Below are 24,108 nucleotides of genomic sequence, written 5' to 3' on the forward strand. Positions count from 1 at the left end.
TCCCAGGGGGGATCGACCGCTGCGACGTTAAGCGAAGAATCGGCGACACTGGAGAAATCAGATCCGATCGGAGTGGTGACCACGTCGGGTCCGTCCAATGTCACGTCATTCTCCCGTGGGCGTGCCAAGCGGCAGAGTGAACGCTGTATTGCGCGATTGGCTCCCAGCGCGGCGCGTGAGAACGCCCCGGGTAGCCGCCAGTATGCGCTCGCGCTGGCGGTTGTCGAGTACGGAGCCGCTGGGCAATGTCAGCCCCATTGCGAAAAGCCGCTCCGAACTTCCGTCGATCGTGCCACGACGATCTGCGAAGACGGGCTGCATGTGCATGGGCTTCCAAAGGGGACGACTCTCGATGTTGCTCTGGGCAAGGGCCGTGGCTAGGTCACTCGGCGCCCATTCGGCGATGCTCTTGTCGACCAGGATCGACGTGAGCCAGACATTGTCGTTCTCATCGCCGTCTGCGCCGAACACCTCCACGCCGTCGACCTCGCTGAACAGGTCCTTGTACGCCTCCCGCATCTCACGTCGGCGAGCGATCATCTCGTCGAGCCGAGCGAGCTGCGCGCGACCGAGTGCCGCCAGCAGGTTGCTCATGCGGTAGTTATAGCCGATGTCGATGTGCTCGTAATGAACCACGGGTTGCCGGGCCTGCGTCGCGAGGTATCGCACGTGGGCGGCGAACTCTTCGTCGTCGGTGAGGAGCATCCCCCCGCCCGATGTCGTCATGATTTTGTTGCCGTTGAACGAGACGATCGACGCTCTTCCGAAGCTGCCGGCCGCTTTGCCGCGATGAGTGGCGCCGAGCGATTCCGCGGCGTCAGCGAGCACGGGCACGTCGAACTCGTCGGCGATCGCGAGAATCGTCGTGTAATCCACGGCCTTTCCCAGCAGATCGACGGGCACGATCGCTCCGACGCGTTCGCCCGCTGCCCGTAGGGAAACCAGCGCCTCGCGCAGCAACGCCGGGTTCATGTTGCCAGTGTCGGGCAGCGCGTCGATGAAGTACGGCTCCGCACCCGTGTAGACGATCGCGTTGGCCGTCGCCGCGAATGTCAGGGAGGAGGTGAGTACGACGTCGCCGGGTCCGACGCCCAGAGCGATCAAGCCCAGGTGAAGGGCGGCAGTGCCGGAGCTGAGGGCGACCCCGTGCGCCACGCCGACTCGCTCGGCGACTTCGCGCTCGAACGCATCGACTTCAGGGCCGAGAGGCGCCACCCAGCCCGAGCGAAGCGCTCGAACGAGTGCTTCTTCCTCGAGCTGACCGACGTCCGGGGATGACATATAGATGCGTTCGTTCACCGTGCAGACTCCGGCGTTACGCGTACGGGCTGGATGATGGCTGTGTCGTTGTTGCGTGGCTGCGCGAACATGCGGGTCATCCAATCCGATTGGTCGAGCTGTTCGGGCGTGATGGCATCGGCGCGAGTGTGAGAGATCTTGGGATGGAAGGGGCGCTCGAGGCTCTCACTGCTGCCTACGAGCTCCTCATGCAGCTTTTCTCCGTCGCGCAGGCCCGTGAAGACAATCTCGATGCGCTTGCCAGACATCGCGATCATGCGCTTGGCGACCTCGAGAATACGGACAGGCTCTCCCATATCGAGAATGAGGATCTCGCCCGGCCGGCCGATGCCGCCCGCCTGGATGACCAGCTGACACGCTTCGGGAATGGTCATGAAGTAGCGCGTGACATCCGGGTGCGTAACCGTCACGGGGCCGCCCGCCTCGATGAGGGAGCGGAAGGTTGGGAGCATCGAGCCCCGACTGCCGATGACGTTGCCGAACCGCACGGATAGGTATCTCATGCCGGTCAGTTCAGCCGCCCACGCCGTGAGCTTCTCAGCCACACGTTTCGAATGCCCGAGCACGCTCGTGGGATTCGCTGCTTTGTCGGTCGAGATGTTGATGAACGTCCCTACCTGTACTGATCGGGCCGCGTTGATCACGTTGAGCGATCCGTGAACGTTCGTCTTCCAGGCCTCGTCCGGATACTGCTCAAGCATCGGCAGGTGCTTGAGTGCCGCCGCATGGAAGACGACCTCAGGACGGCGCTCATCGAAGACGAGCTGAAGCGCGGAGGGATCGCGGATGTCGCAGAGCACCACGTCCTTCGTGTCGAGCAGCCCATGTCCGAAGGTGCCCAGCTGCGCCTGCTGCAGCCCTGTCTCGTCACGGTCGAGCATGATCAGCTCGGACGGCCCGAACCCGGCGATCTGCTTGCACAACTCTGATCCGATAGAACCGCCGGCCCCGGTGACGAGAACGCGTTTACCCGTCAGATAGCCGGCGATCGACTTCACATCCGTGTCGACCGGGTTGCGACCGATGAGGTCTTCGATCGAGATGTCGCGGAGGTCGCCGGGGCCCGACTGGCCACTGATGAGCGCACTGAACGACGGCACAACCTTCACTCGCAGATCGAGGTCCATCGCGGCGTCCTGCACACGTCGGAGCGTCGCTGAGTCAGCGCGTGGGATGGCAACGACGAGAAGCTTGGCCTGCGTACGTTCGACAATGCGCGGCAGATCATCGAAGGTACCGAGAACGCGTACGTCTCGAACCTGCACCGGCCGCTTCAGTGGGTCGTCGTCAATCAGACCGATCGGGCGGTACTCGGATTCGGGGTCGGCCGCCATCTGCCGCACGAGCGCACTCCCAAGGGCGCCCGCCCCATAGATCAAGGTGAGCGTCATGTCTGCCTTGGGCTTGCGCTTCTGCTCGAGAGCGAGCCGCTTGAAGAATCGCGTAACGAACATCAGCACGAGCGCGATCGGAGTCGCGATCAGGAAGATGCTGCGCGGAATCCCGATGCCGGTGGCGAACACCATGACCGGCAGGCCAACAAGGACAGAGGTGGAGATCACCGAGAAGGCGAGGGCGCGTACCTCTTCGATGCTTCCGAAGCTGAAACGCCCGCGGTACAGCTCGAAGACGAAGCCCATGAGGAGTTGCTCGAGCACTGTGACCACCACGAGCCACAGCATCGGTCCGATCGACGCAGCTGGTATCGCGAACTCGTAACGCAGCCAGAATGCGAGGACGATCGCTATCGTCCACGCTGCGGCGTCGAGCAGAAACCGGGACCCGAATCGCACGAAAGCGACTCGCTTAGGCTTGGTGTTCTGCCCGATCAGAACCCTTCGACCTGTCACCCACGACACCGTACCTCATGAGGAAGACGTTCTCCGGGTCGAGGTAACAGACGGCCTCGGCCCGTCAGCGGCTGCAGCTCGATGCAACCGTCGACACCCCGAAACCCGGTGTGACTTCCGCGGCCAAGGCGGAAGCGGCGAGGGCATCGAGATCCGCATTTACCCGCACGGTGGATGTTCCACCCGGCGGCAGGTCGACCTGGTGAGACAGCACGCGATGGCCGCCGTCCAAGCCGCCGCCGAAGGCGCCGACGGGGATGCCCTCGGTCGACATCAGCTCCGCGCCTTCGGGGAGGTAGATGTAGCTCACAACTCTGAGAACCCCGGCAGGTACGCCGTAGTTTCCTCCCGCGATCGCGCTGGGAAGACTCGCGGCGGCATCCGCCGGGGCAGTGTTCGCAAGGTTCACCACGAGCGTCGCGCTACGAGACGAGCCGGCTGACGCTGCGGCGCACTCGTCCCACTCGACCTGAACGTCGACATCCAGGAAGGGGCCGAGCTTCGACCCGGTGCCGTCGTTCAGGTACACCCCGAAGCGTGCGACACCGCCATCTGTCGCCGGGAGCGATCCTGCGAGATCAGCGCCCGCAAACAGCGACTGCTCGTCTTCGACGCTGCTCCAGAGCAGCAGGCGTCTTTCCTCCGCGGCCTGTGCGAGCGCGCCGATCATCGCGGTCGGGTTGGCCGCGCCACCCACAACGGCACCGAAGACCGCCGCTGTGGCGCTCGCGAACACATCGTTCTGCACTCGCGGGTCGGGATAGTCCACGTACACCTGACGCAGGAGCACGTCGACGACATTCTCGCTCGTCAGGACCTCGCCAGTGGGAAGTGTGATCGGCCCCGTCGCCCGGAGTAGATACGACAGCGCGAACGGATCGAGCGACACCACACCGTCGGCTTCGACGCCGTGAGCGCGCTTCCACATCTCACGAGCCGAGACAGCAGCTTCGGCGAACTCGGGCAGGATCGTCGTGCCCGAGAACCACACGGCAGGCCTCTCGCCGTAGATCCCGATCCGCTCCGCGCCCAGATCGACGACCGGTTCGTCGAATCGGGGGATGCTCGCGGTGCCCCGGTCATCGAGCGAGATGCGCCCCGCGTCTGCGGTGATGACGGCGGTGGCCCCAGGCATCCCGCCGAGGGACCGCAGTTCCGCATTGTTCTGGAAGAGGAGGAGCCACGTGCGCGGACCGTCTGCCCCGAGCATCGACGGAAGTGCTACCGCTGCCTCGCCCAGCGTGGAGGCGGCGTCGAGCTGATCCTCGAGCTCATCCACCTGCTCACGGATCGGACGAAGCAGCGATGACCGGTCGACGGCCGACAGCTCGGCGACCGCACTGTCGAGCCCCGCCGATGCCGCGAGCGCCGTATCGCGAAGGCCGGTGAGCACAGCCATGTCGATCTGGCCGTTCACCGGCCGGAAGGCATCCAGTGAGAAGCTGGCGGCGAGATCCGCGACGGGAGCGAGCGTGGATTCGGAGAGATCAGCGCCCGCCGAAGACACCGCGCTCACCGCGGCCAGTTGCGGTCCGATCCAGGGCAGACGCTCAGCCGCTCGCCACAGAGGATCGCTGGTGAGCTCGTGCGCCGCCCGCAAATCCTCGCCGACGGAGGACAGGGCCGCGGGATCGACAGACTGGTCTGCGGACTGGGCAACCGCGACGAGCCCCGTGCGGGCGGCCTGGAGGTGGGAGTAGGCCATGAGGCCTCGCACACCGATCCAGGCGATGCCGACCAGGGCAATGATGAGGAGCGCCCCGAGGCACCACGCGAACACTCGGCCTGCGCGCGAGACGGATGGATTGCGGGATGCCACCCGTCGAGGCTAACGCGGACTGCCTGAGAGTCGGTTCCGACCTGGCAGGTGGGTCGGCGGGCGAGCCCACAACGGAGGCGGCGCAGCTAGGGGAGTGGGACCGACGTGAAGGAGTCGCCGGACCAGAGATAGAGGTCGGGGCCGCTGAGGTCGATCGCGGTGGGAGCGGCGGCGTCCAAGCCCCCGGCACACGCGATGGGAGACGACGATTCGGGAGTGGCGCGAGACAGGGCGAGCCCGGCGCAATCAGGGGCTGTGTGCGCCACGATCACGTCTGAACCGTCTGGAGTCAGCGCGACGGCGCCTTCGGGGGCGAGCTGCTGCCACTCGGTGCCGGACCGGCTCCAAACGCGACCGTCGCACAAGAGGGCGATGGTGTCACCCGAAGCACGCAGACCCCACGCCTGTGCGCACGGGGCGGCGACTGGACCTGATGGCAGGACGACGGTTGCGGCATCCGTCGGGTTCACGAAACGCGAGATCGCGAGCACATCGGGATACGACTCCCAGAACTCGCCATTCGTGTACGTCCGCAGCGCCTGGGTCTCGCAGTCGGCGAGGGCCGCGACCATCTCGGCGTCCTCAGACGAGAACGCGTCAAGCGACTGCACCTGCGCGATGCCGCGATACGTCGGAGTGACATCGAACCAAGTCTCACCGCTGTCGGGAGAGCGCTCGACGACCGGAGCAGGACCGCCGCACGCGCCGGCGGTCGCACGCCACCACTGGACCCCGCCGACCGACAGGAACCGCTGTGCCTCGAGCGCGAGCGGCGCGGCGATCGGGCTCGTCGGCGTGGGAGTCTGCGTCTGCACACCGAGGTCGAACGACGGCACAGGACGGGGATCGGCGGGCGTCGGTTCGGGATTCGCGCGCTGGTAGGCCGCGAACGCCAGCACACCGACCACAATTGCCAGCGCCGCGACGGCCGCGACGGCGATCCAGCGCGACGCGCCCCAGGATCTCATGCGGCTGCTCCGCTCAGCCGGACGGCTTCGTGGACCCGCCGGACTCGCGGATGATGTCGTCGATCGTCAGTGGCTTGCTTTCGGCAGCGGCGGCGGCCTCCGGCGCGGGCGTGCGAGGCGCTGGATTCGGGGCGGCTGCGTGCGGGGCGAAGGATTCCGTCCGCGCTGCCCGGTCAGGTGGGGGAGCCGGCGAGGCGGGCGCCGGCGAAGCGGGAGCGGCGGCAGTGGAGCGGGGCGACCCGGCGGCAGCCTGAGTCTGAGCCTTCGGTTGCTTCGGGACGGGCGCCGGCTTTGCGGGCTTCGCCTTCTTCGGGGTCTTGCCAGGCTTGACGTTCTTGGAATCGTCAACGTACCCGTACGCGCCGTACCCGTACCCGTACGCGTAGGAGTCGGGTCCACGCGTAGGCACCATCGTCATCGCGACACCCGCGATGTGCGCGCCGACGGTGTCGAGGGCGTCAAGCGCGCCCGCCAGCTGCTGGCGGTTGGTCCTGCCGGCGGCCACGATCACGATCGCACCGCCGGTGGCCTTCGCGAGGATCGCACCATCGGTCACCGGGAGAAGCGGGGGAGCGTCGCACAGCACGACGTCGAAGTCCCGTTCGAGCACCTCGAGCAGGGCCCGCATGCGCTCCGAGCCGAGCAGTTCACTGGGGTTCGGCGGAATCTTGCCGGCCGGGAGCACATACAGCTGACGGCCTCCCCACGGCAGCATCACGTCGCCGATGCGAGTGCGACCGATGAGCACGTCGGTTAGGCCCACCCCGCCCTCGATGCCGAGGTACTCGGCCACCTTCGGCTTGCGCAGATCGGTGTCGAGCAGTGCAACACGCTTTCCGGCGTCTGCCAGCGCGATCGCTAGGTTGATCGTGGTGGTCGACTTGCCCTCGGTCGGCACGCTCGATGTGATGACGAACGAGGACTTCTCGCCGAGATCGAGGAACTGCAGGTTGGTCCGCATAGCGCGGAACGACTCGGCTCGGGGGCTGAGCGGATCGGCGTGCACGATCAAAGGGCGTTCGCTCGCCTTCGGGTCGAAGGCGATGGTTCCGATGATGGGGCGATCCGTCAGCACTTCGACGTCGCGCGGCGTGCGGATGCGTGTGTCGAGGACGGCGCGAAGGACTGCGATACCGATTCCGAGAGCCAGGCCGACGAGTGCGCCGAGAACCAGGTTGAGCGGGACGTTCGGGCTCGACGGCTCGAGCGGCGGCAGGGCGTTCTCGACCGGCGACAGACGCACGGGACTCGTCGACGTTCCGTCGGGGCCCTGCACCGCCTCGATCTCTGCGACCGCAGCCGTCAGCGACGCGGCGAGCGCGTTGGCGGTATCGGCGGCGCGCACCGGGTCGGTGTCGGTCACGGTGATGGTGATGAGGGTCGTGTTCAGAGCGGCGGAGGCCGTCACCTGCGTGGCGAGGCTGCCAGCGGTGGTCTCGAGTTCGAGCTCGGCGATCACCGGATTCATCACGATCGGGGTGGTCACCAGCTGCGAGTAGGTCTGCACCCTCGCCTGTGTGAATGTCGACCCCTGCTGCAACTCCTGGATCGACCCGCTGGACTGGGTCGATACGAACACGGTGCTCGATGCCTCGTACTCGGGCGTGCGCGTCAGCGACCAGACGGCGGCCACGCCGACCCCGACAAGGGTTGCGACGACGATGATCACCCAGTTCTTGCGCAGAATCCGGATGTAATCGGTGAGCTCCATGTCCGCCTTCCGGTGGCCCCCACGGGCGTTGGTTGCGGCTCATTTTGTCACACGGGTCACACGAGGCACCCGGTGCGGTGACTCAGCGGGCCGGCTCCACCGCCAGCGACACCGCGCGGACCACCTGGTCGAGGGCGGGTGTCAACTGCGACGCCGACAGCTGGTACGTCTGCCATGACCGCCGATAGGGATCGATCACGTCGTCTTCATCGGGAGTCGTCGCGGGCATCGCCAGCCCACGCTGAGCCGCGACACCTATGCCCATTGCGCGGACGCGGGCTGCGGCATCCGTCCCGCCCTCATCGGCGGCGTTGCGCAGGTCGTCCTCGCTCATCGTCGACGCGATGCGAGCGAACTCGCGGATGGTGAACGTCGAGCGCAACCGTGAGGGAGCCAGTTCCGCGACCTCGCGACGGTGATCGCGCGTCATCGTGAGGATCAGATCGGGCTGCGCGAGCATCGCGTCGAGCAGGAAGCGGGATCGGTGAGTCGCCGCAACCTCTGCGGGCACACCGAGATCGGCCGCGAGTTGCAGGGCCTCGTCCGTCATCGGCGCCGACGCGAGACCGCGTGTGCCGGCGCTCGCTATGACAGGCGAGTACGACGCCAGGCGCGCACGAAGAAGGTGCTCGGCGAGAGGGGACCGGCAGATATTGCCCGTGCAGACCGTGAGGATCTCAAACAATGGGATGGTCCTCCGCGTCGGATAACGTGGGCGAGTGCCCGACCAGCCTAGCGACGCCGCACTCGCCGAGCTCGCCCCGGTGACGCGCGGCCAGCGTCGACGCGCACCGCGCACCGACTGGCGGCTCGGCGGGCGGACGGTGCGAGCCTGGCGCGAGGGCCTGCTCGCCATCGCTCTCATCTCACTCGGTGTCACGCTGCTCGCCGGCACTCTGCTCAATACGCTGTGGGAATCATCCATGGCTGCGATCGCCGGTCTGGTGATGATCTGGATCGGGATGCTGGTGCCCGTCGTGTGGGGGTTCACCCGGTCGCGGCCCGTCGGACTGCTTCGTGCGCGCTGGCTGGACCTGCTTTATGGTGTCGTGCTCGCCCTGCTGTTGCGGCTGACACAGGGATGGCTCGCCGTGGCACTGAGAGGGGACGGCTCGCTGCCGAGCGTGACACTCGTTGACGGCCGTCTGCCGACCTCATGGTGGCTGAGCGAAGGACTGGGATCGATCGTGATCGCGGCCCCGCTGGAGGAGTTCTTCTTTCGCGCTGTCGTCCTCATCGCGCTGTACTCAGTGATGCGCCGGCCGTTCGGAAAGGTGGCGGCCGGCGTGGTGGCGGGTCTCACGAGCACCGCCCTCTTCATCGCCGTGCACGCGCTGATCGGCAGCGCGATGGCCCTCGACCAGGTGGTGTCCCTCCTGCTGTTGGGGTTGACCTGCGGCGCGCTCGTGCTGCTGACAGGACGCATATGGGGTGCCGTGCTGGTGCACGTCATCTTCAACGCGACCTGGGTAGCCCTCGTCGCCGCGGGTGCTGTGTTGATGTGAATGCGCGGGTCACGAGCCGTGGTCACGGCTCGTGGTAGGACCAAATTCCGTCATGTACGCGATCTTGTCTCAGAGATTCGGCCGTGAGCCGGATCGGCAGATTGCGCGATCAGGGTCCAAATAGCGCTCGATAAGCACGCTGCGATCGATCGATGTTTGGCAGTATGGAGGATATGTCCCCCATCTGGGGGACATGCCGAGCCAGGTATGTTTACCCAGCCGTCTATTACCCCACCTGGAAATCGGCTGAGCGTCTCGTTAGAGTGACCAGGGTACGGCAGGCCCACCCTCCGGACTTCGCCGTCACGAAACGCACGCAAGGCACCTCGCCGCGCATCGTTCACTGACTGTCGGGAGTCAACCAAATGTTCAAGAAAGTACTCAGCGTGGTCGGCATCACCGCCGCCCTCGTCTTCGGATCGGCCGCAGCAGCAACAGCGTATCCCGCCGACGCTCCGGTCACCGCCTCTGACACCACCCTCACGCCTGGCCAGTCGGTGACCATCACCGCGACCGAGCTCGGCGATTACGCCACCGTCACGTTCAGCGCCAACGGAGGCACGCTCGCCTCCATCGTCGCCGCAGCAGGCACCGGCACCTCGGTCGAGAAGCCGGTTGTCAACGGCAGCGCTTCGGCGACCTTCACCGCACCGTCCACGCCCGGCACATTCGTCGTCACCGTCACCGCACCTGGTGGCGAGGTGCTCGGCTCGGTCACCCTCACGGTGGCAGCAGCCGCCGGCGGCGGAGGTGGCCTGCCCGCAACGGGTGGCTCGGTTCCGGCCGCGATGATCTGGGCCGGTGTCGGCGCTCTCGGTCTCGGCGGCATCGCCGTCGCCGCCGTCGCTGCCCGTCGCCGCGCGGCAGCCGGCAACTGACGAACGACTCCACGATGACCCCGGGCGCGAGCCCGGGGTCATCGTCGTTCTATCGGCGGCCATGGGTCGCACTTCTACTCGCTATCGCGGGAATCTTCGTCGCCGCGCTCGTCGTGGCCGGCTGGCGTGGTGTGGCTGCGGAACCGTGGGTCGCGCGGGCGCTCGACATCGTCGTGCTCTTGTCACCGCTCGTCGCCGCCGCGGTCCTCGCGATCCCGCTCGCCGCGTCGCGAGGATTCTTCCGGCGCGTGGTTCTCGGTTGGCGCTGGACCGACGCGGTGCTCGGCGTCGCGGCCGGCCTGATCATGCGCGCGCTCGTCGAGCTCGTCGCACCGACGAGCGGCACGCTCGTCGGAGGCTTCGGCATCGTGTCGGTGGCTGCCATCGTGGTGTTCGCGATCGGCGCGGTGCTCATCACGCCCGTGGTCGAGGAGCTGTTCTTCCGCGGAGTCGTGCTCGCCGCCCTGCTCGACCTGTGTGCGTCGCTCGGCAGGGTCATGGCGGCGGTCGTCGGCATCGCTCTGTCGTCTGCAGCTTTCGTCGCGCTGCACGTCTCGCCGCTCGGCGGCAACGTCGCCTGGGGCACGGTGCTCGCCCCGCTTCTCGTGGGCGTGGGCTGCGGCATCCTGTTCGCCCTCACCCGCCGGCTCGCGGCTGCCGTGGTCGCGCACGTGGTGTTCAACGCGATCGGGGTTGCACTGCTGGTGTGGTGACGTGTTCCCGCCGGTTGCGACGTCCGTGCGGACACGCCCTATAGAGTGGCGGCGGACTGCCGTGACCTTGGGGGGTGCTTCGACATGTCCCTCTTCGGAGTACCGCGGTTGCCACCGGGCAGCATCGCCCGGCCGCGCCTGCTGACCACGCTCGGCTCGGCAACGCCACTCACCGTACTGCACGCACCGGCCGGCTACGGCAAGACCGTCGCGCTCGCGCAGTGGGCGACGGCGACGGACGAGGACGGGGTGTGGCTGCGCATGCGCGAAGACAGCGCCGCGCCGACCCGGTTCGTCTCGCAGGTGGCCCATGCGCTCGACGACTTCGGCCTGATCGACGAACGCAACCCGCTCGCGCAGGCGGATGCGAGCCTGCTGGTCGCCGACCCCTGGGCGTTGCTCGAACGGGGCCTGCGCCGCATCGGCGGGCCGCTCACCATCGTGATCGATCAGAGCGAATACCTCGAAGAGAGGACGATCCGCGGCATCCTGCGTCTGCTGGCTGACCTGCCGCAGCTCTCGGTGAAGACCAGCACGCGCACCTCGAACGCCTTCACCGAATCGGGGCTGGCGTTGAGCATCGAAGTGACGCGGATCGGACCGACCGACCTCGAACTCACGGTCGCCGAGACCGCACTGCTGCTCGGTGTCACGGAGCGGTCGGAGCGCGTGCGTCAGGTGCTCGAATACGGCGCCACTCCCGCCGTCGCCCGCGTGGTGGCGCTGGATGCCGATCCGCGCAACGAGAGCAGCTCCGTCACCATCGAGACGCGCATCGAATCCCTGCTGCGGCTGCACGACTCGGCGGCGGATGAACGCTTCGGCGCGTTCATCCAGCGAATCGCCCTGACCGACGCGATCGACGCCGACTTCGCCGTCGAACTGACCGGCGAAGCACACGCGGCCGAGATGCTCGACCGCGCCGAGCGCGAGGGGCTGGGCATCTGGAACGCTGCCTCGCCCCAGGCCTCGGGCGTCCGCAGCTTCGAGCTCTCGCCGGTCTTCCGGCGCATCATCGAGGGTTACACCCGCCGGGAACTGCCGCCAGCGACCCTGCGCGAGCTCGACTTGCGCATCGCGCGCTGGCACATGTCGGGGCGGCGTCCGTTCCCGGCGATGCGGATCGCGGTCTCTTGGAAAGAGTGGGACCTCGCGACCGACATCGTGCGCGAGAGCTGGAACGAGATCATCGGAGGACGATCGGGCCTGACGTCGCTCTTCGCCGACATCCCGCTGATGACCCTGCGCAACCTGCCGCTGATCAGCATCGTGCTCGCCATCAGCGCCAACGCGAACGGCACCCAGCGGCTGCGTGCCCTCGAGTACTTCGCCCTCGCCGTCTATGGTGCACGCAAGCAACGCGCGCGGAGCCGGCCGGCCGATCGCGTGCTGCTGCTCACCATCGAGAGCGCGGCAAACCGGGTGTCGGGGCGATCCGCGCCCGCGCTCACGGCGGCCGTCGGCGGTCTGGATCTCATGCGGACGTTAGGGCCGGCCGAGCGGGACCTGCTCGGCCGCAACGAGCCCACCCTCTACAACCAGCTCGGCACGACCCTCCTCTACGGAGGCCGCGCGGCCGACGCCCTCGAGTGCTTCCGCGCCTCCACGGCCGTCAGCGATGCCAAGGGTCTGTTCGCCGGGCTGCAGGGCCTCGCCCTTCAGGCCGGCACGCTCGCGATCCGGGGTGACCTGCCCGAAGCGATCACCGTGCTCGCCGATGCGGACTGGCGGATCTGGCCCGACAGCTGGGTCGATGGCTACCCCGGCAGCTTCGCCGTCGTCGCGCGCGCGTACCTCGCGCTCGAAGAAGGAAATCCGGATGCCGCAGCCGGGCACCTCTCGACCCTCGACCCGCACCGCAGCACCATCGAGCATTGGTCGGTGCTGGCCGACCTCGACGCGCAGATCGCCCTTCTGAAGGGAGCGCCCGAAGCCGCGCAGGTGCGGCTCGACACCACGCTGAGAGAACAGAAGGCCCGACACGCCATCCACGCCGACATGGCCTCGGAACTGCGACACACCGGTGCGCTCATCCGGCTCGCCGGCGGCAACGTCGCGGCCGCCGAGGACCTGCTTGCCAAAGCCCCCGAGGGCCCCCGCCGGAGAGTGAGCCGCGCCCGAATCGCCCTCGCGCGAGGGGATGTCGAGCGCGCGATGCAGCTGCTCACGGGCTGGGGAGACGACGCTGAGGATGACGCGGTCTCCTCCCGTGTGAGAGGGGAGCAGCTGGCGCTGCTCGCCGGCGCGATCGCTCTCGCCCAGGCATCCGCGCCGCGTCCCGAGCGCGCAGATCACGTGCACGTGGCTCTGCGGCGCCTGGCGGCGTTCCTGCGGGATCGCGGACTGTCGATGCCGGTCATGCTCACCCCCGTCGCGGCACTCGAGGCCATGCTGGGCGCCGTGACCGCCGGGTCTTACGACGACGATTTCGTCGCCGTCCTCACACGCGCCCGCGACGCCGGCGTCATCGGAAGCCGCAGCGCACGCCCGCGCCTCACCGAGCGCGAGCTGGCGGTCGCCGCGACACTTGCCCACCACAGCTCGCTCGACGACATCGCCGCGGCGATGTCGGTGTCGCGCAACACGGTCAAATCGCAGCTGCGCGCGCTCTACCGCAAGCTCGAAGTGGGCAGCCGCGAGGAGGCGTTGTCGGTCCTGGCCGCGTGGGAGCTCAGCCCCTCGGCGCAGGACCCGCGCTGAGCGAGGCGCCGAGCGGCGCGCCGCCGACGCGGCCGGGCGGGATGAGGAACGACGCGCTGGCGGTCGCGCGCGTGAAGGCCATGAGGTCGTCCGTCTCGTCCAGGCGATGCTGCGTGCGCACGAACGTCTGGAGGTCGTTCTGGAAGCACACGAAGAGCAGCCCATCGTCGCGCTCGGGCCCTGCGTTGCTGAAGGCGTAGCCGCGGCGCAGCATCAGGGGGCTTCCGGTGAACGACGGGTGCGCGGCCCGCGCGTGGGCGCGGGCGGGGATGAGGTACTCACCCTCGGGCGTCTTGGCGCCGAGATCGACCTGGTCATCGCGTGCGCCGCCCGAGAGCGGTGCGCCACTCGCGCGCTCCCGGCCGATCACGCGGTCCTGCGCGGCCGGTGCGAGGGCTCCGAACCCGGAGATGTCGAGCCGCAGCCGCCGGATCACCGCCACGGTGCCGCCGGCGGCGGGCCCGGACGGGATCCAGACGCTTTCGGCCAGTTCGTCCTCGGTGTGGGGCACGATGATGCCGTCGTGGTAGCCGAGCGGATTGCGGACGACCGTGCCGGTGCCCGAGCCCCGGACCCCCTGCTGCGCCCAGCGACGACGAGCGCCCGGGATCGCGGCCAGCACGCGATCGGCGACGGGATGCAGCGCCGCGGCGTCGCTCGCATACACCGCGATCAGCAGATCGCCGCCGGCCGCCTCGGCGGCGAGGCCCTCGTCGCTGCGGAACGCCGGGAGGTCGTCGGCGCCAGGGAGCGTGGGATCGATGGCCCGCACCAGGCGCGGACCGAGGCCGATCGTGACGGTGACATCGCCGGGTCCGTCGGGCAGCACGACCGGATCGAAGCGCTCGGGGTCGGTGCAGGCGTCGATGGCGTCACCCGCCGCGGCTACCGCGGCGAGGACGGTCGCGGCATCCGGATCGGCGTTCTGGTCCGTGCCGAGATCTGCGACGACGACGAGACCATTGCGCTGCGGAGTGGCGGGACGCGCGATACCCGCCTGCTGCGCGCCGTGCGCGGGAACGGCAGCGCCCTCGGACGCGGCGGGCGTGGACGGCGCGGGCTCGGCCGAGGGCGCATGAGCGGTCGACACCGCGACGGCGGTGGCCACGACGCCCAGGCCGAGACCGCCCCCGCCGAGGAGCAGCGCGCGGCGGCTGATGCCGCGCGGCGGTGCGGACACGGGCACTGTGGACGCGGGCGCTGTGGGTGGCGCCGGCGTGGACGGCTGCTCGTCGTTCATCCGGCCGCTCCGTCCGCGCCCTCGGCTTCGGCGAACGGGTCGCCGAGACTCACGTCGTCGGCAGCGCCGAAGCGGACCGTGGTCCAGGCCTTCTCGCCGCCCAGCCGCACGTCCAGCCGATGGAGGGTCGCCCGCTCGTCGATCCAGTACCGCACGGTGGCGGCATCCGGATCGGCGGTCTCGCCGGCTTGCAGCGCCTCGTCGGACGGGGGGCCGGCGTAGACCGTCAGCTCGGTGCCGTCCACGGTTCGCTGGCCCAGCCACAGCGTGCCGTTCTGCTGCAGCAGGAGCGGGTTCTCGGGCCGGTCCGCGCCGAGCGAGCCGATCGTGGCGAGCACCGTGTCGAGTCGAGAGGCCTGGGGATCGAGGGCGCTGCCCTGCCACGCCGTGGCCAGCTGGTCGGTGTCGGGAATGGGCAGGGGAGCGGCATCCGTCGTCGCCGTATGCGTTCCGACGGCTCGGGTGTTCCACAGCAGCAGCTCGTTCGCCTCGCCCGTGGCCAGCCCGTACCCGACACCGGATTCGTAGTCGAACCAGCCGTCGAACGTCGTCTCGGAGTCCGGCTGGGCGAGCTCGAAGGCCACCGCGCGCGTGCCGGCATCGAGATTGCGCAGGCGCATGGCCGCGAGCGTCTGCGCCTCTTCCGTCGTCAATGGCCGCGCGTCGCCGGCGGGGAAGTCGTCGCCGTCAGCGGGCGCGCAGGCGGCGAGAGACAACGCCATCGCCGCCGCCGCGACAACCCCCAGGATCCGTATGCCGAAAACGGAATGCGCCCGCGTCACCATCGCGAGCGCTCGCCGAGGAAGTCCGCCGGGGGCAGTTCGATCGTCCCGAGATCGAGGGCGGGAAGCGCGTCGGGAAGCACGCGTGCCGGCGCTTCGGGATCGTCCATCGACGGCTGCGGTGGCGGGGGCGTCACCTTCATGAAGCTCACGCCGGGCGGCACCTCGGGTGCCGGCAGCGAAGCGGCGTCGGCGCTCGGCTGATCGACGCCCGGCGCGCACGAGGCGAACAACTCGAGAGGCAGGGTCGATGGCGCATCGCCGTCGAGGCAGTTGCCGCGCGCCGGCGCCCGTGTCGACGACGCGTTGGCGATGCCCACGCCGTTGCCGGCGATCGCGTTGCCCCGGAAGAAGTTGTCGAGCGTCGCGAGATCCTCGGTGTTCGAGAGCACCACTCCCGCGCGGGGATTGCCCTCGATGCGGTTGCGGTCGAACATGTTCGCGGTGCCGCCCGAGATGCCGATGCCCACCCCGAAGCCACCCTCGGCGTGGGCCGGGGCATCCGTCGCCGCATTGCCCGACACGAGGTTGCCGGCCACCGCGTTGCCGCGCTGCGGCGCGAAGGCCTCCTGGTAGTTCGAGAGGAACGTCATGCCGACGCGGTTGCCGCTGAAGCGGTTGCCGACGACGACGACGCTGTCGGACGCGTTGGCGTTCTCGAACCCGACGGCGTTGTTCTCGGCGACGTTGCCGGAGACGAGGATGTCGCAGTCACGGCACTGGCCGACGTAGATGCCGCTGTCGGCCGAACCCGACGCGTACGAATCGAGGATCACGCCGTGCTGGGCGTCGAAGGCGTACAGACCGTAGAGCCCGTTGTTGTACGCGGTGACGTGGTCGATCGCGAAGCGCTGGACCGGCGGGAACTTCTCGGGATCCAGCCGTGAGTAGCCGTCGACACCGTGGGCCGTCGGTCCGGACTCGTCGTGCATGCCCGTCACCAGCACGCCGTAGAAGGTGGCGCCGGTCACGGTGAGGTTCTCGATGCTCACGCCGTCTGCCACCGCGACCACGCCGTAGGGACGGATGTTCTCGGCATCGATGACGGTCGCGTTGCGGTCGAGGCCGCGCAGAGTCACATCGGCTTTGTCGACCAGCACCTGCTCGGTGTACGTGCCCGGCTCGACGAGGATCAGTCCGCCTTCGGCGACGAGGTCGACGGCGGCCGAGATGGTCTCGGCATCGCCCGGAACCCGCACGGTGTCGGGAACCTCCATCGGCGCCGTCGCCTCGGGGGCGCACGCCGCCGCCCCGGCGACGACGGCGACCGCGAGGGTCGCCGTCACCAGGGCGCGCCGAAGCAAGGCGGGGGAGGAGGGCATGACGGGATTGTAACCATGACCGGTGGTGGGGCCTCGGGTTCGGGACCGTTGGTGGAGCGCTGCCCCCGCTCAGGGTGAAACCGAGGGTGAAATCCGCCCCACCCTGCACAAAGTCGTGGTCCCCCGCCGCCAGCATGGCAACACCCGGAGACAGGTCCGTACGTCGTGCCCGACGACGGCCAGACCGTCCGCACACAGGTGTGCACGTCGTGCCCGACGGCTTTCACACCACATCCGCACGCGTCCGATGCGCTCCCGCGCACCGCGCGCGCGGGCGACCCGGGACGAATTCGCAGCATCAACCAGGGGGATACACCGCATGAGCACCGCGTTCAGACGCAGCATCACGTCGCAGCCGAACGGCGGCAGGGGGCGGTGGCGCGCGCCACTGGCCGCCCTCACCGCCGCCGCGCTCGCGATGGGCGGTGTCGTCGTCACGACTGCGCCCGCCCACGCGGCTCCCGGGCAGGTGACCGGCACGGTGTTCCGCGACTTCAACGGCAACGGCGTCTTCGACAGCGGATCGAGCAGCCGCAGCGGCGTCGCCAGCGACGAGGGGATCGCCGGGGTCACCGTGACGGCGACCGACGGCAGCGGCGACTTCACGGGCACCGCGCTGACGTCGGCCGACGGCTCGTACGAGCTCGACACCACAGGGCTCGACGACGGCACCGCGCTGCGCGTGGAGTTCTCGGCATGGCCCGACGGCTTCGAGCCCTCGGGCACCGCCGCCGCCGACGCGACCAACGGCACCAGCGTCCAGTTCGTCGAGGCCGGTGCCGAAAACGTCGACTTCGCGCTGAACGTGCCCCAGGACTACGCACAGGATGCCGCGCCGCTCGTCACCGCCATCCAGCGCGCCGGCTCGCCGCTCGCCTCCGAGGGCGGCACCGCTGCCTCGATCAACGGACCGGCGATCGCCGGCACGCCGTTCGAGCGCAACTACACCGGATCGCAGCCGGGCGGCTTCCCCGATCGCGTGACGCTCGCGACCTTCGGCGAGGTCGGTGCCGTCAGCGCGCTCGCCTACCAGCCGGCGAGCGACAGCATCCTCGCCTTCGCCACCTACAAGCGCCAGAGCGGCCTCGGCTCGCTCGGCCTCGGCGGCATCTATCGGGTGAGTGACGTGCTCGACGAGAACGGAGAGCTGTCGGATGCCGGATCCGTCACGCCGTGGCTCGACGTCACCGACCTGGGCATCGACCTCGGCACCGCGCAGACCAACGTGCAGCGCAGCCTGAGCTCGCCGACCACGCCCGTGCGCGACGCGCACGGGTTCGCGAACACCGGCAAGGTCGGCTTCGGCGGCGTGACGATCAGCCCCGACGGCAACACCCTCTACTTCATCAACCTGCACGACAAGAAGCTCTACGCGCTGGACGTCTCGGACATCGACGCGCCGCCGACGAGCTTCGAGTCGTACGACCTCGGCCTCGGGGTCGGCGAGCGCCCGTGGGCGGTCGACATCTACCAGGACCGCCTCTTCGTCGGCTACGTCGACAGCGGCGAGACCGACGCGGGTGCGCAGCCCGGCCAGTCGGCCGCGGCGGCGGGCCTGAGCGCACACGTGCTCGCGGCGCCGATCGATGAGCTCGACACCTTCACCGAGGTGGCGAACGTCGGTCTCGGCTACGCCAAGGGCGACGTCTACCAGAACACTCTCGCGCCGCAGTCGCAGCGGTGGAACACGTGGACCGACACTTGGGCGTGGGCCGGCGGCCGCGTCTCGCAGAGCAACGGCGGATGGCAGATCTACCCGCAGCCGGTGCTGAGCGACTTCTACATCGACGAGGACGGCTACCTCACCGCCGCGTTCACCGACCGCACCGCCCTGCAGGGCGGCAACCGCAACTGGTCGTCGGAGGCGTCGATCGGCGGCATGTACGAGACCGGCTCGAGCGGCGACATCCTCATCGCCGCCCCGGACGGCGACGGCACCTTCACGTTCGAGAGCAACGCGGTGGCGGGCGACCGCACCGGCACCACCGGCGGCGTGAACGAGGGCCCGGGCGGGCGCGAGTTCTACAACGACCGCCTCAACGTCGGCAACGGCACCACCCACCGCGAGATCGCCCTCGGCAGCGTCGGCGGCCAGCGAGGCACCGGAACCGTGGTGAGCACGACCTACGACCCGCTCGCCGGCATTCGCCTCGCCGGGCTCGCCTGGTACGACGTGACCGACGGCAGCGCGGTCGCGGGCTACGAGCTGACCGGCGACGGTGGCGGCACTGCGAGCGCCGACGGCACGTTCCAGAAGGGTGGCGGACTCGGCTCGGTCTCGCTCCTCGCCCGGCAGGCGCCGGTCGAGATCGGCAACCGCGTCTGGTTCGACGCCGATCAGGACGGCGCGCAGGATGCCGACGAGCCGTCGATCGAGGGCGTCAGCGTCGAGCTGCGCGACGCCGACGGCAACGTGGTCGCCACGACCACGACCGACGCGGCCGGCGAGTACTACTTCCGCTCCGACGAGGACGGCTTCGAGCCCGCGGGCGACTACACGGTCGTCTTCGTCAAGCCCGAGGACGGCACGCTCGCCCTCCGCGGCCCGAACGCCGACCTGTTCGGCGACGTCGACTGGGCCGACACAGTCTTCACCCAGCAGGGCGGTGGCACCACGACGACGGATTCCAACGCGGATGCCGGGGGTGAGGCATCCGTCACCGTCACCGGTCCCGGCTACAACGACCACACCATCGACGCCGGCTTCCGTGCCGACGTCGCGTTCACGGTGCAGAAGCTCATCGGTGACGGCGGCGACCCCGCGCCCGCAGAGGAGTTCACGATCGATCTTGACGCGCGCGACTTCCGCGGCGACCCGCTGCCGCTCAACCCGAGCTCGGTCACGCTGAGCCCTGACGAGACCTCACCGCCGATCACCCTGCCCGTCGGGTCGAGCGTGAGCGTGACCGAAGACGACGAGGGGCTCAAGAACGTCACGATCACCGACCCCGCCGGCGCAGCGCACGACGGCTACTACCGCCTGCAGGGCACCGGGTCGAACTTCGCATTCCGCGTGACCAACACGCTGTTCTCGCCGGGCGCGTTCGAGGTGACCAAGGCCGTCACCGGGGCGTTCGACCTCGACTCGGCAGAGCTGGCGGATGCGACCTTCACCGTCGCGTACACGTATGCGGGCGGCGGCGGTCAGCTGACCCTCGACGCCGGCAACGACTGGACCGCGACTTCGCCCGCTATCCCGTACGGCACCCCCGTCACCCTGAGCGAGCTCACGATCACCGGGGCGGGCCCCAGCGTCGGCTTCGGCACGCCGAGCTGGAGCACGGGTGACCGTGCCGACGGCACCGCCGTCATCACGATCGGTGACGGCACGACCGCCGAGGTCACTCTGACCAACCCGACCACCGAGCTCGCCGGCGGCTTCGCCGTGACGAAGGATGTGACCGGCGACGGCGCAAGCCGGGTTCCCGCTGCGACCGAGTTCGTCATCGAGTACTCGATCGACGGCGGCGCCAGCTGGACGCCGCTTCCCGGCGTGAACGATGGAGAGGTCGCGACCGGACCCGCCGACATTCCCGCCGGCACCGAGGTGCTGCTGCGCGAGCAGGCTCCTGCCGCACTGCCCGACGTCGAGTGGTCGCCGGCGGTCTTCTCGGGCACGGGCATCGTGGACAACGGCGACGGCACTGCGACGTTGACGATCGTCGACGACGTCGTCGCAGCGGTGCTGCTCGAGAACCCCACCACACCGCTGAACGGCCAGTTCTCCATCGCCAAGGACGTCACGGGCCCCGGCCAGTCGCTGGTCATCGGCGACCCCGAGTTCGTCGTGGACTACACCTCTGTCGCCGGCAACGGCCAGCTGCGCGTCCGCGACGGCCAGACGACGACCTCGCCGGCGCTGCCCACCGGCACGGTCGTGACCATCACCGAGGTCACGCCCGCGGCCGGCTGGCTGCCCGCCGGCGCCGCATGGGCCGCCCCGGTGCTTCGCATCGACGGGGTCGCGGCATCCAACGGGGCCACGCTCACGATCGGCGACGCGACCGTCGTCGAGGTCGAGATCGTCAACCCGACGACCGTGACGCCGAGCGTCGCGATCAGCAAGGGCGACGGCGACGCGGATGCGGGCACCATCGCACACGAGGCCGACACGGTCGCCGACGGTGAGACGTACGCGCCCGGCGAGACGCGCGACATCGTGATCCGCGTGCAGAACACCGGACCCGAGCCGCTGCGCGAGGTCGAGCTGAGCGATACCACCCTCGCGGGCGGTGTCGTCGAGAACCTCGTGTTCACCTACCCCGACGGCTCCTCCGCCGCAGCTGCGCTCGACGCGGCGACCGGCGAGTGGACCGCCAGCTGGGCGGCGACCTTCGAACCGGGCACGGCGACGTGGGCGCCCGGTGACGTGATCGTGGGTGTCGCGACGCTCACGATCGAGGCCGGGGCCGGTGATCAGAGCGGTCCTCACCAGAACCGCGCGACCGTCGACGCCGTCGGCGCCCTGTCGGGCACCCCGGTGGGCGACGAGAACGACTACAACGCCTTCACCGGCGGCATCCAGGTCATCAAGTACGACGGCGAGAAGGCCGACCCGCAGGTGACCGAGGGCGACGGCTGGGTCGTTCCGCAGAAGCCGCTGGCCGATGCCGCGCAGGACGCCAACACGCTCGAGACCGCCGTTTCGTACCCGGTGAACACCGAGCGCACCGTGCGCTGGGTCGTCACCAACACCGGCGACACGTGGCTGACGAACCTGGCCCTGGACGACACGACGCTCGCCGGTCCCGCGATCGGCGACGACTGGACGGCGGACCTCAGCGCACTCGGCGGTCCGGCGGACTACTCGTTCGCCGAGGACGGCCCGTGGCAGGGACTCTTCGCTCCCGGCGCGTCGTTCTTCGCCGAGGGCACGCTCGCGCTGCCGGCCGAGACGCAGCACGCCGACCGGGTCGACGTCGTCGGCACCGTCGTGGTGCCCGCGGCCGACGGAGACGGCATCCCGACCGATGAGCCTGCGCTCGACGGCGAGACTCCCGTCCCCGCCACGAACGAGGACGGCTCGCCGTTCACCGTGGACGACGACGACCCCTTCCACGCCGAGACCGGCGTCGGTCCGATCGTCGACATCCAGAAGGGTGACGGCACGGCCGACGGCGACGGCGCGGAGATCGTGCACGAGGCCGACACCCTCGCCGACGGCGAGGCCTACCAGCCGGGCGAGACCCGCACGGTCGTGATCGAGGTGACCAACACCGGCGACGAGCCTCTCGTCGACGTCGTGCTCACCGACGCCACGATCTCGGGCGGCACCGTGCAGGGCATGGAGTGGACGCTGCCCGACGGCACGGCTCTCGATGCCGCGCTCGACGGGGCCACCGGCGTGTGGACCGCGTCGTGGCCCGGGGTGTGGCAGCCGGAGGAGACCATCACCGGTCTCGCGACGCTGACGCTGGGCGCCAGCTCGGCCCCGCACGTCGATCGCGCCGCCGTGACGGCTCGGGGCCAGGCATCCGGCATCCCCGTCGGCGACCAGAACGACTACAACGCGTTCACCGGCGACATCCAGGTCATCAAGTACGACGGCCTGGGGCCGGACCCGGTCGTGACCGACGACAACGGCTGGGTCGTTCCCGAGAAGCCGTTGAAGGATGCTGCGCAGGACGCGAACGACATCGACCACGCCGTCAAGTACCCGGTCGGCGTGACCAACCCGGTGCGCTGGGTCGTCACCAACACCGGCGACACGTGGCTGACCGACATCACGCTGACCGACGTCACCGGGGAGGGCCCCGCGATCGGGGGCGACTGGACGGCCGACCTGTCGGCATTCGGCGGACCCGCGGACTACTCGTTCGCCGAGTCGGGTCCGTGGCAGGGTCTGCTGCCGCCCGACGCCTCGTTCTTCGCCGAGGGTCAGCTGACGCTCGAGGCCGAGACGCGCCACGCCGACACCGTCGACGTCATGGGAACCGTCGTGGTGCCCGCGGTCGGCGACGACGGCACGACGCCGAACGGCGAGCCGCTGCTCGACGGCGACGAGCCGGTGCGCGCCACCGTGCCCGACCCCGAGAACCCCGAGGAGCGGGTGCCGTTCACCGTGGACGACGACGACCCGTTCCACGCGTGGACCGGCGTCGGGCCGTACGTCGACATCGAGAAGGGCGACGGTCAGGGCACCGCGATCGCGCACGACGCCGACACCATGGCCGACGGTGAGCTGTACGAGAACGGCGAGGCGCGCACCATCGTGCTGCGGGTGACCAACACCGGCGACGAAGACCTCGCCGATGTCGTCCTCCTCGACGAGAACGTCTCGGGGGCGCAGATCGAGTCGCTCGTCTGGACCCTTCCGAACGGCGACGAGCTCGTCGCCGTCCGCGAAGGAGCGATCTGGTCGGCCGCGTGGGACGACACCTTCACCGGTGACGCCGTGTGGCAGCCGGGCGAGGTCATCACCGGCACGGCGACCCTGACGCTCACCGGCGGTGAGCCGCACGTGGACCGGGCGGCCGTCGACGCGCGGGGCGCGGCATCCGGAATCCCCGCCTCCGACACCGACGACTACAACGCGTTCACGTCGGGCGTGCAGGTCATCAAGTACGACGGTGAGAAAGCCGACCCCGCCGTGAAGGATGCCGAGGGCGACTGGATCACCCCGGTGAAGCCGCTCGTGGACGCCGCGCAGGACGCGAACGACCGAGGCCATGCGGTGAAGTACGAGGCCGGCGCGGGCAACACCGTGCGCTGGGTCGTGACGAACACCGGTTCGACGTGGCTCACCGCGATCGACCTCGCCGACGTCACGGGGGAGGGCCCCGCCATCGGCCGGTGGACCGCCGACCTCAGCGCGTTCGGTGGGCCCGCAGCGTACGACTTCGTCGCGAACGGCACCTGGCACGGGCTCATCCCGCCCGGAGCGTCGTTCTTCGCCGAAGGAACGCTGGTGCTGGGCGAAGACCAGCGTCACGCCGACACCGTCACGGTCGAGGTCACCCCGGTCGTGCCGGCGGTCGACGAGGGCGGCGTGCCGACGGGCGAGCCGATGCTGGGTGAGGACGGCACCCCCGTCGTCGTCACCGACGCCGACGGCGCACCGGTACGGCTGACCGACTCCGACCCGTTCCACGCATGGGCCCCGGGCCCGCTCGCCGCCACCGGCGCGGCGCTGTCGGCCGGCGCGTGGCTGCTGGTCGCGATGCTCCTCCTTGTCCTGGGGGCACTGGGGGTCCTCAGCGCTCGTCGCCGACGAAGCGTCTGAGGAGTGCAGCGAGAGCCCGGGCCCCCGACAGGCCCGGGCTCTCTTGTGTGCGCGGCGGGGCGGTGGGGGTGGTGGGGTGTGCCGGTGGGGCGAGGGGGC

Annotated in this window: 14 protein-coding genes; 5 read left to right on the top strand and 9 right to left on the bottom strand. The window is 69.4% G+C overall.

Going from position 1 to position 24,108, the window contains the following annotated elements; all coding sequences use genetic code 11:
* Positions 1-105: 105 nt before the first annotated feature.
* The 6 genes from ACLKM7_RS16850 to ACLKM7_RS16875 all read right to left on the bottom strand — a co-directional run bounded on the left by ACLKM7_RS16850 (position 106) and on the right by ACLKM7_RS16875 (position 8,446).
* A complete protein-coding gene (locus tag ACLKM7_RS16850) occupies positions 106-1,383 on the bottom strand; it encodes a DegT/DnrJ/EryC1/StrS family aminotransferase (RefSeq protein WP_436448375.1) in 1,278 nt (425 codons plus the stop codon).
* Entirely contained in the window at positions 1,296-3,158 is a 1,863-nt protein-coding gene (locus tag ACLKM7_RS16855; protein WP_436448378.1) for a polysaccharide biosynthesis protein, read from the bottom strand. Before ACLKM7_RS16855 ends, ACLKM7_RS16850 begins: the two co-directional genes overlap by 88 nt.
* 55 nt (positions 3,159-3,213) lie before the next feature.
* Positions 3,214-4,968: a DUF4012 domain-containing protein gene (locus ACLKM7_RS16860; protein WP_436448381.1), complete on the bottom strand. Its 1,755-nt coding sequence runs from the start codon at positions 4,966-4,968 to the stop codon at positions 3,214-3,216.
* 86 nt (positions 4,969-5,054) lie between these two features.
* Positions 5,055-5,936: a hypothetical protein gene (locus ACLKM7_RS16865; RefSeq protein ID WP_436448384.1), complete on the bottom strand. Its 882-nt coding sequence runs from the start codon at positions 5,934-5,936 to the stop codon at positions 5,055-5,057.
* Between the two features lie 13 nt (positions 5,937-5,949).
* The gene (locus ACLKM7_RS16870) at positions 5,950-7,647 is read right to left on the bottom strand and encodes a polysaccharide biosynthesis tyrosine autokinase (protein WP_436448387.1); all 1,698 of its coding nucleotides are present in this window, start codon (positions 7,645-7,647) and stop codon (positions 5,950-5,952) included.
* Between the two features lie 82 nt (positions 7,648-7,729).
* Positions 7,730-8,446, bottom strand: coding sequence for a low molecular weight phosphatase family protein (locus tag ACLKM7_RS16875; RefSeq protein WP_436448390.1), 717 nt, complete (start codon positions 8,444-8,446; stop codon positions 7,730-7,732).
* Here ACLKM7_RS16875 and ACLKM7_RS16880 point away from each other — a divergent pair.
* From ACLKM7_RS16880 to ACLKM7_RS16895, 4 genes are all read left to right on the top strand, one after another.
* The gene (locus ACLKM7_RS16880) at positions 8,367-9,152 is read left to right on the top strand and encodes a CPBP family intramembrane glutamic endopeptidase (protein WP_436448393.1); all 786 of its coding nucleotides are present in this window, start codon (positions 8,367-8,369) and stop codon (positions 9,150-9,152) included. The genes ACLKM7_RS16875 and ACLKM7_RS16880 overlap by 80 nt on opposite strands.
* Before the next feature lie 365 nt (positions 9,153-9,517).
* A complete protein-coding gene (locus ACLKM7_RS16885; RefSeq protein WP_436448396.1) occupies positions 9,518-10,030 on the top strand; it encodes a hypothetical protein in 513 nt (170 codons plus the stop codon).
* A 14-nt stretch (positions 10,031-10,044) separates the two neighbouring features.
* Entirely contained in the window at positions 10,045-10,743 is a 699-nt protein-coding gene (locus ACLKM7_RS16890) for a CPBP family glutamic-type intramembrane protease (protein ID WP_436448399.1), read from the top strand.
* Positions 10,744-10,827: 84 nt separating this feature from the next.
* On the top strand, positions 10,828-13,443 hold the full coding sequence (locus tag ACLKM7_RS16895; RefSeq protein ID WP_436448402.1) for a LuxR C-terminal-related transcriptional regulator: 2,616 nt from the start codon (positions 10,828-10,830) through the stop codon (positions 13,441-13,443).
* Here the strand turns inward: ACLKM7_RS16895 and ACLKM7_RS16900 are convergent.
* From ACLKM7_RS16900 to ACLKM7_RS16910, 3 genes are read right to left on the bottom strand one after another with little or no spacing between them, the layout of a single operon-like run.
* The gene (locus ACLKM7_RS16900) at positions 13,415-14,623 is read right to left on the bottom strand and encodes a Dyp-type peroxidase (RefSeq protein ID WP_436448404.1); all 1,209 of its coding nucleotides are present in this window, start codon (positions 14,621-14,623) and stop codon (positions 13,415-13,417) included. The two genes, ACLKM7_RS16895 and ACLKM7_RS16900, sit on opposite strands and share 29 nt — an antisense overlap.
* A 56-nt stretch (positions 14,624-14,679) precedes the next feature.
* Positions 14,680-15,405 carry a hypothetical protein gene (locus ACLKM7_RS16905; protein WP_436448406.1) on the bottom strand — a complete coding sequence of 242 codons (726 nt, stop codon included), beginning with the start codon at positions 15,403-15,405 and terminating at the stop codon, positions 14,680-14,682.
* A 56-nt stretch (positions 15,406-15,461) separates the two neighbouring features.
* Positions 15,462-16,787, bottom strand: coding sequence for a right-handed parallel beta-helix repeat-containing protein (locus ACLKM7_RS16910; protein WP_436448408.1), 1,326 nt, complete (start codon positions 16,785-16,787; stop codon positions 15,462-15,464).
* A gap of 319 nt (positions 16,788-17,106) precedes the next feature.
* Between ACLKM7_RS16910 and ACLKM7_RS16915 the strand changes: the two genes are divergently transcribed.
* A complete protein-coding gene (locus ACLKM7_RS16915) occupies positions 17,107-24,009 on the top strand; it encodes an SdrD B-like domain-containing protein (protein WP_436448410.1) in 6,903 nt (2,300 codons plus the stop codon).
* The last annotated feature ends 99 nt before the right edge of the window (positions 24,010-24,108 follow it).

The organism is Microbacterium sp. I2 (assembly GCF_051364985.1).
Taxonomy (GTDB): domain Bacteria; phylum Actinomycetota; class Actinomycetes; order Actinomycetales; family Microbacteriaceae; genus Microbacterium.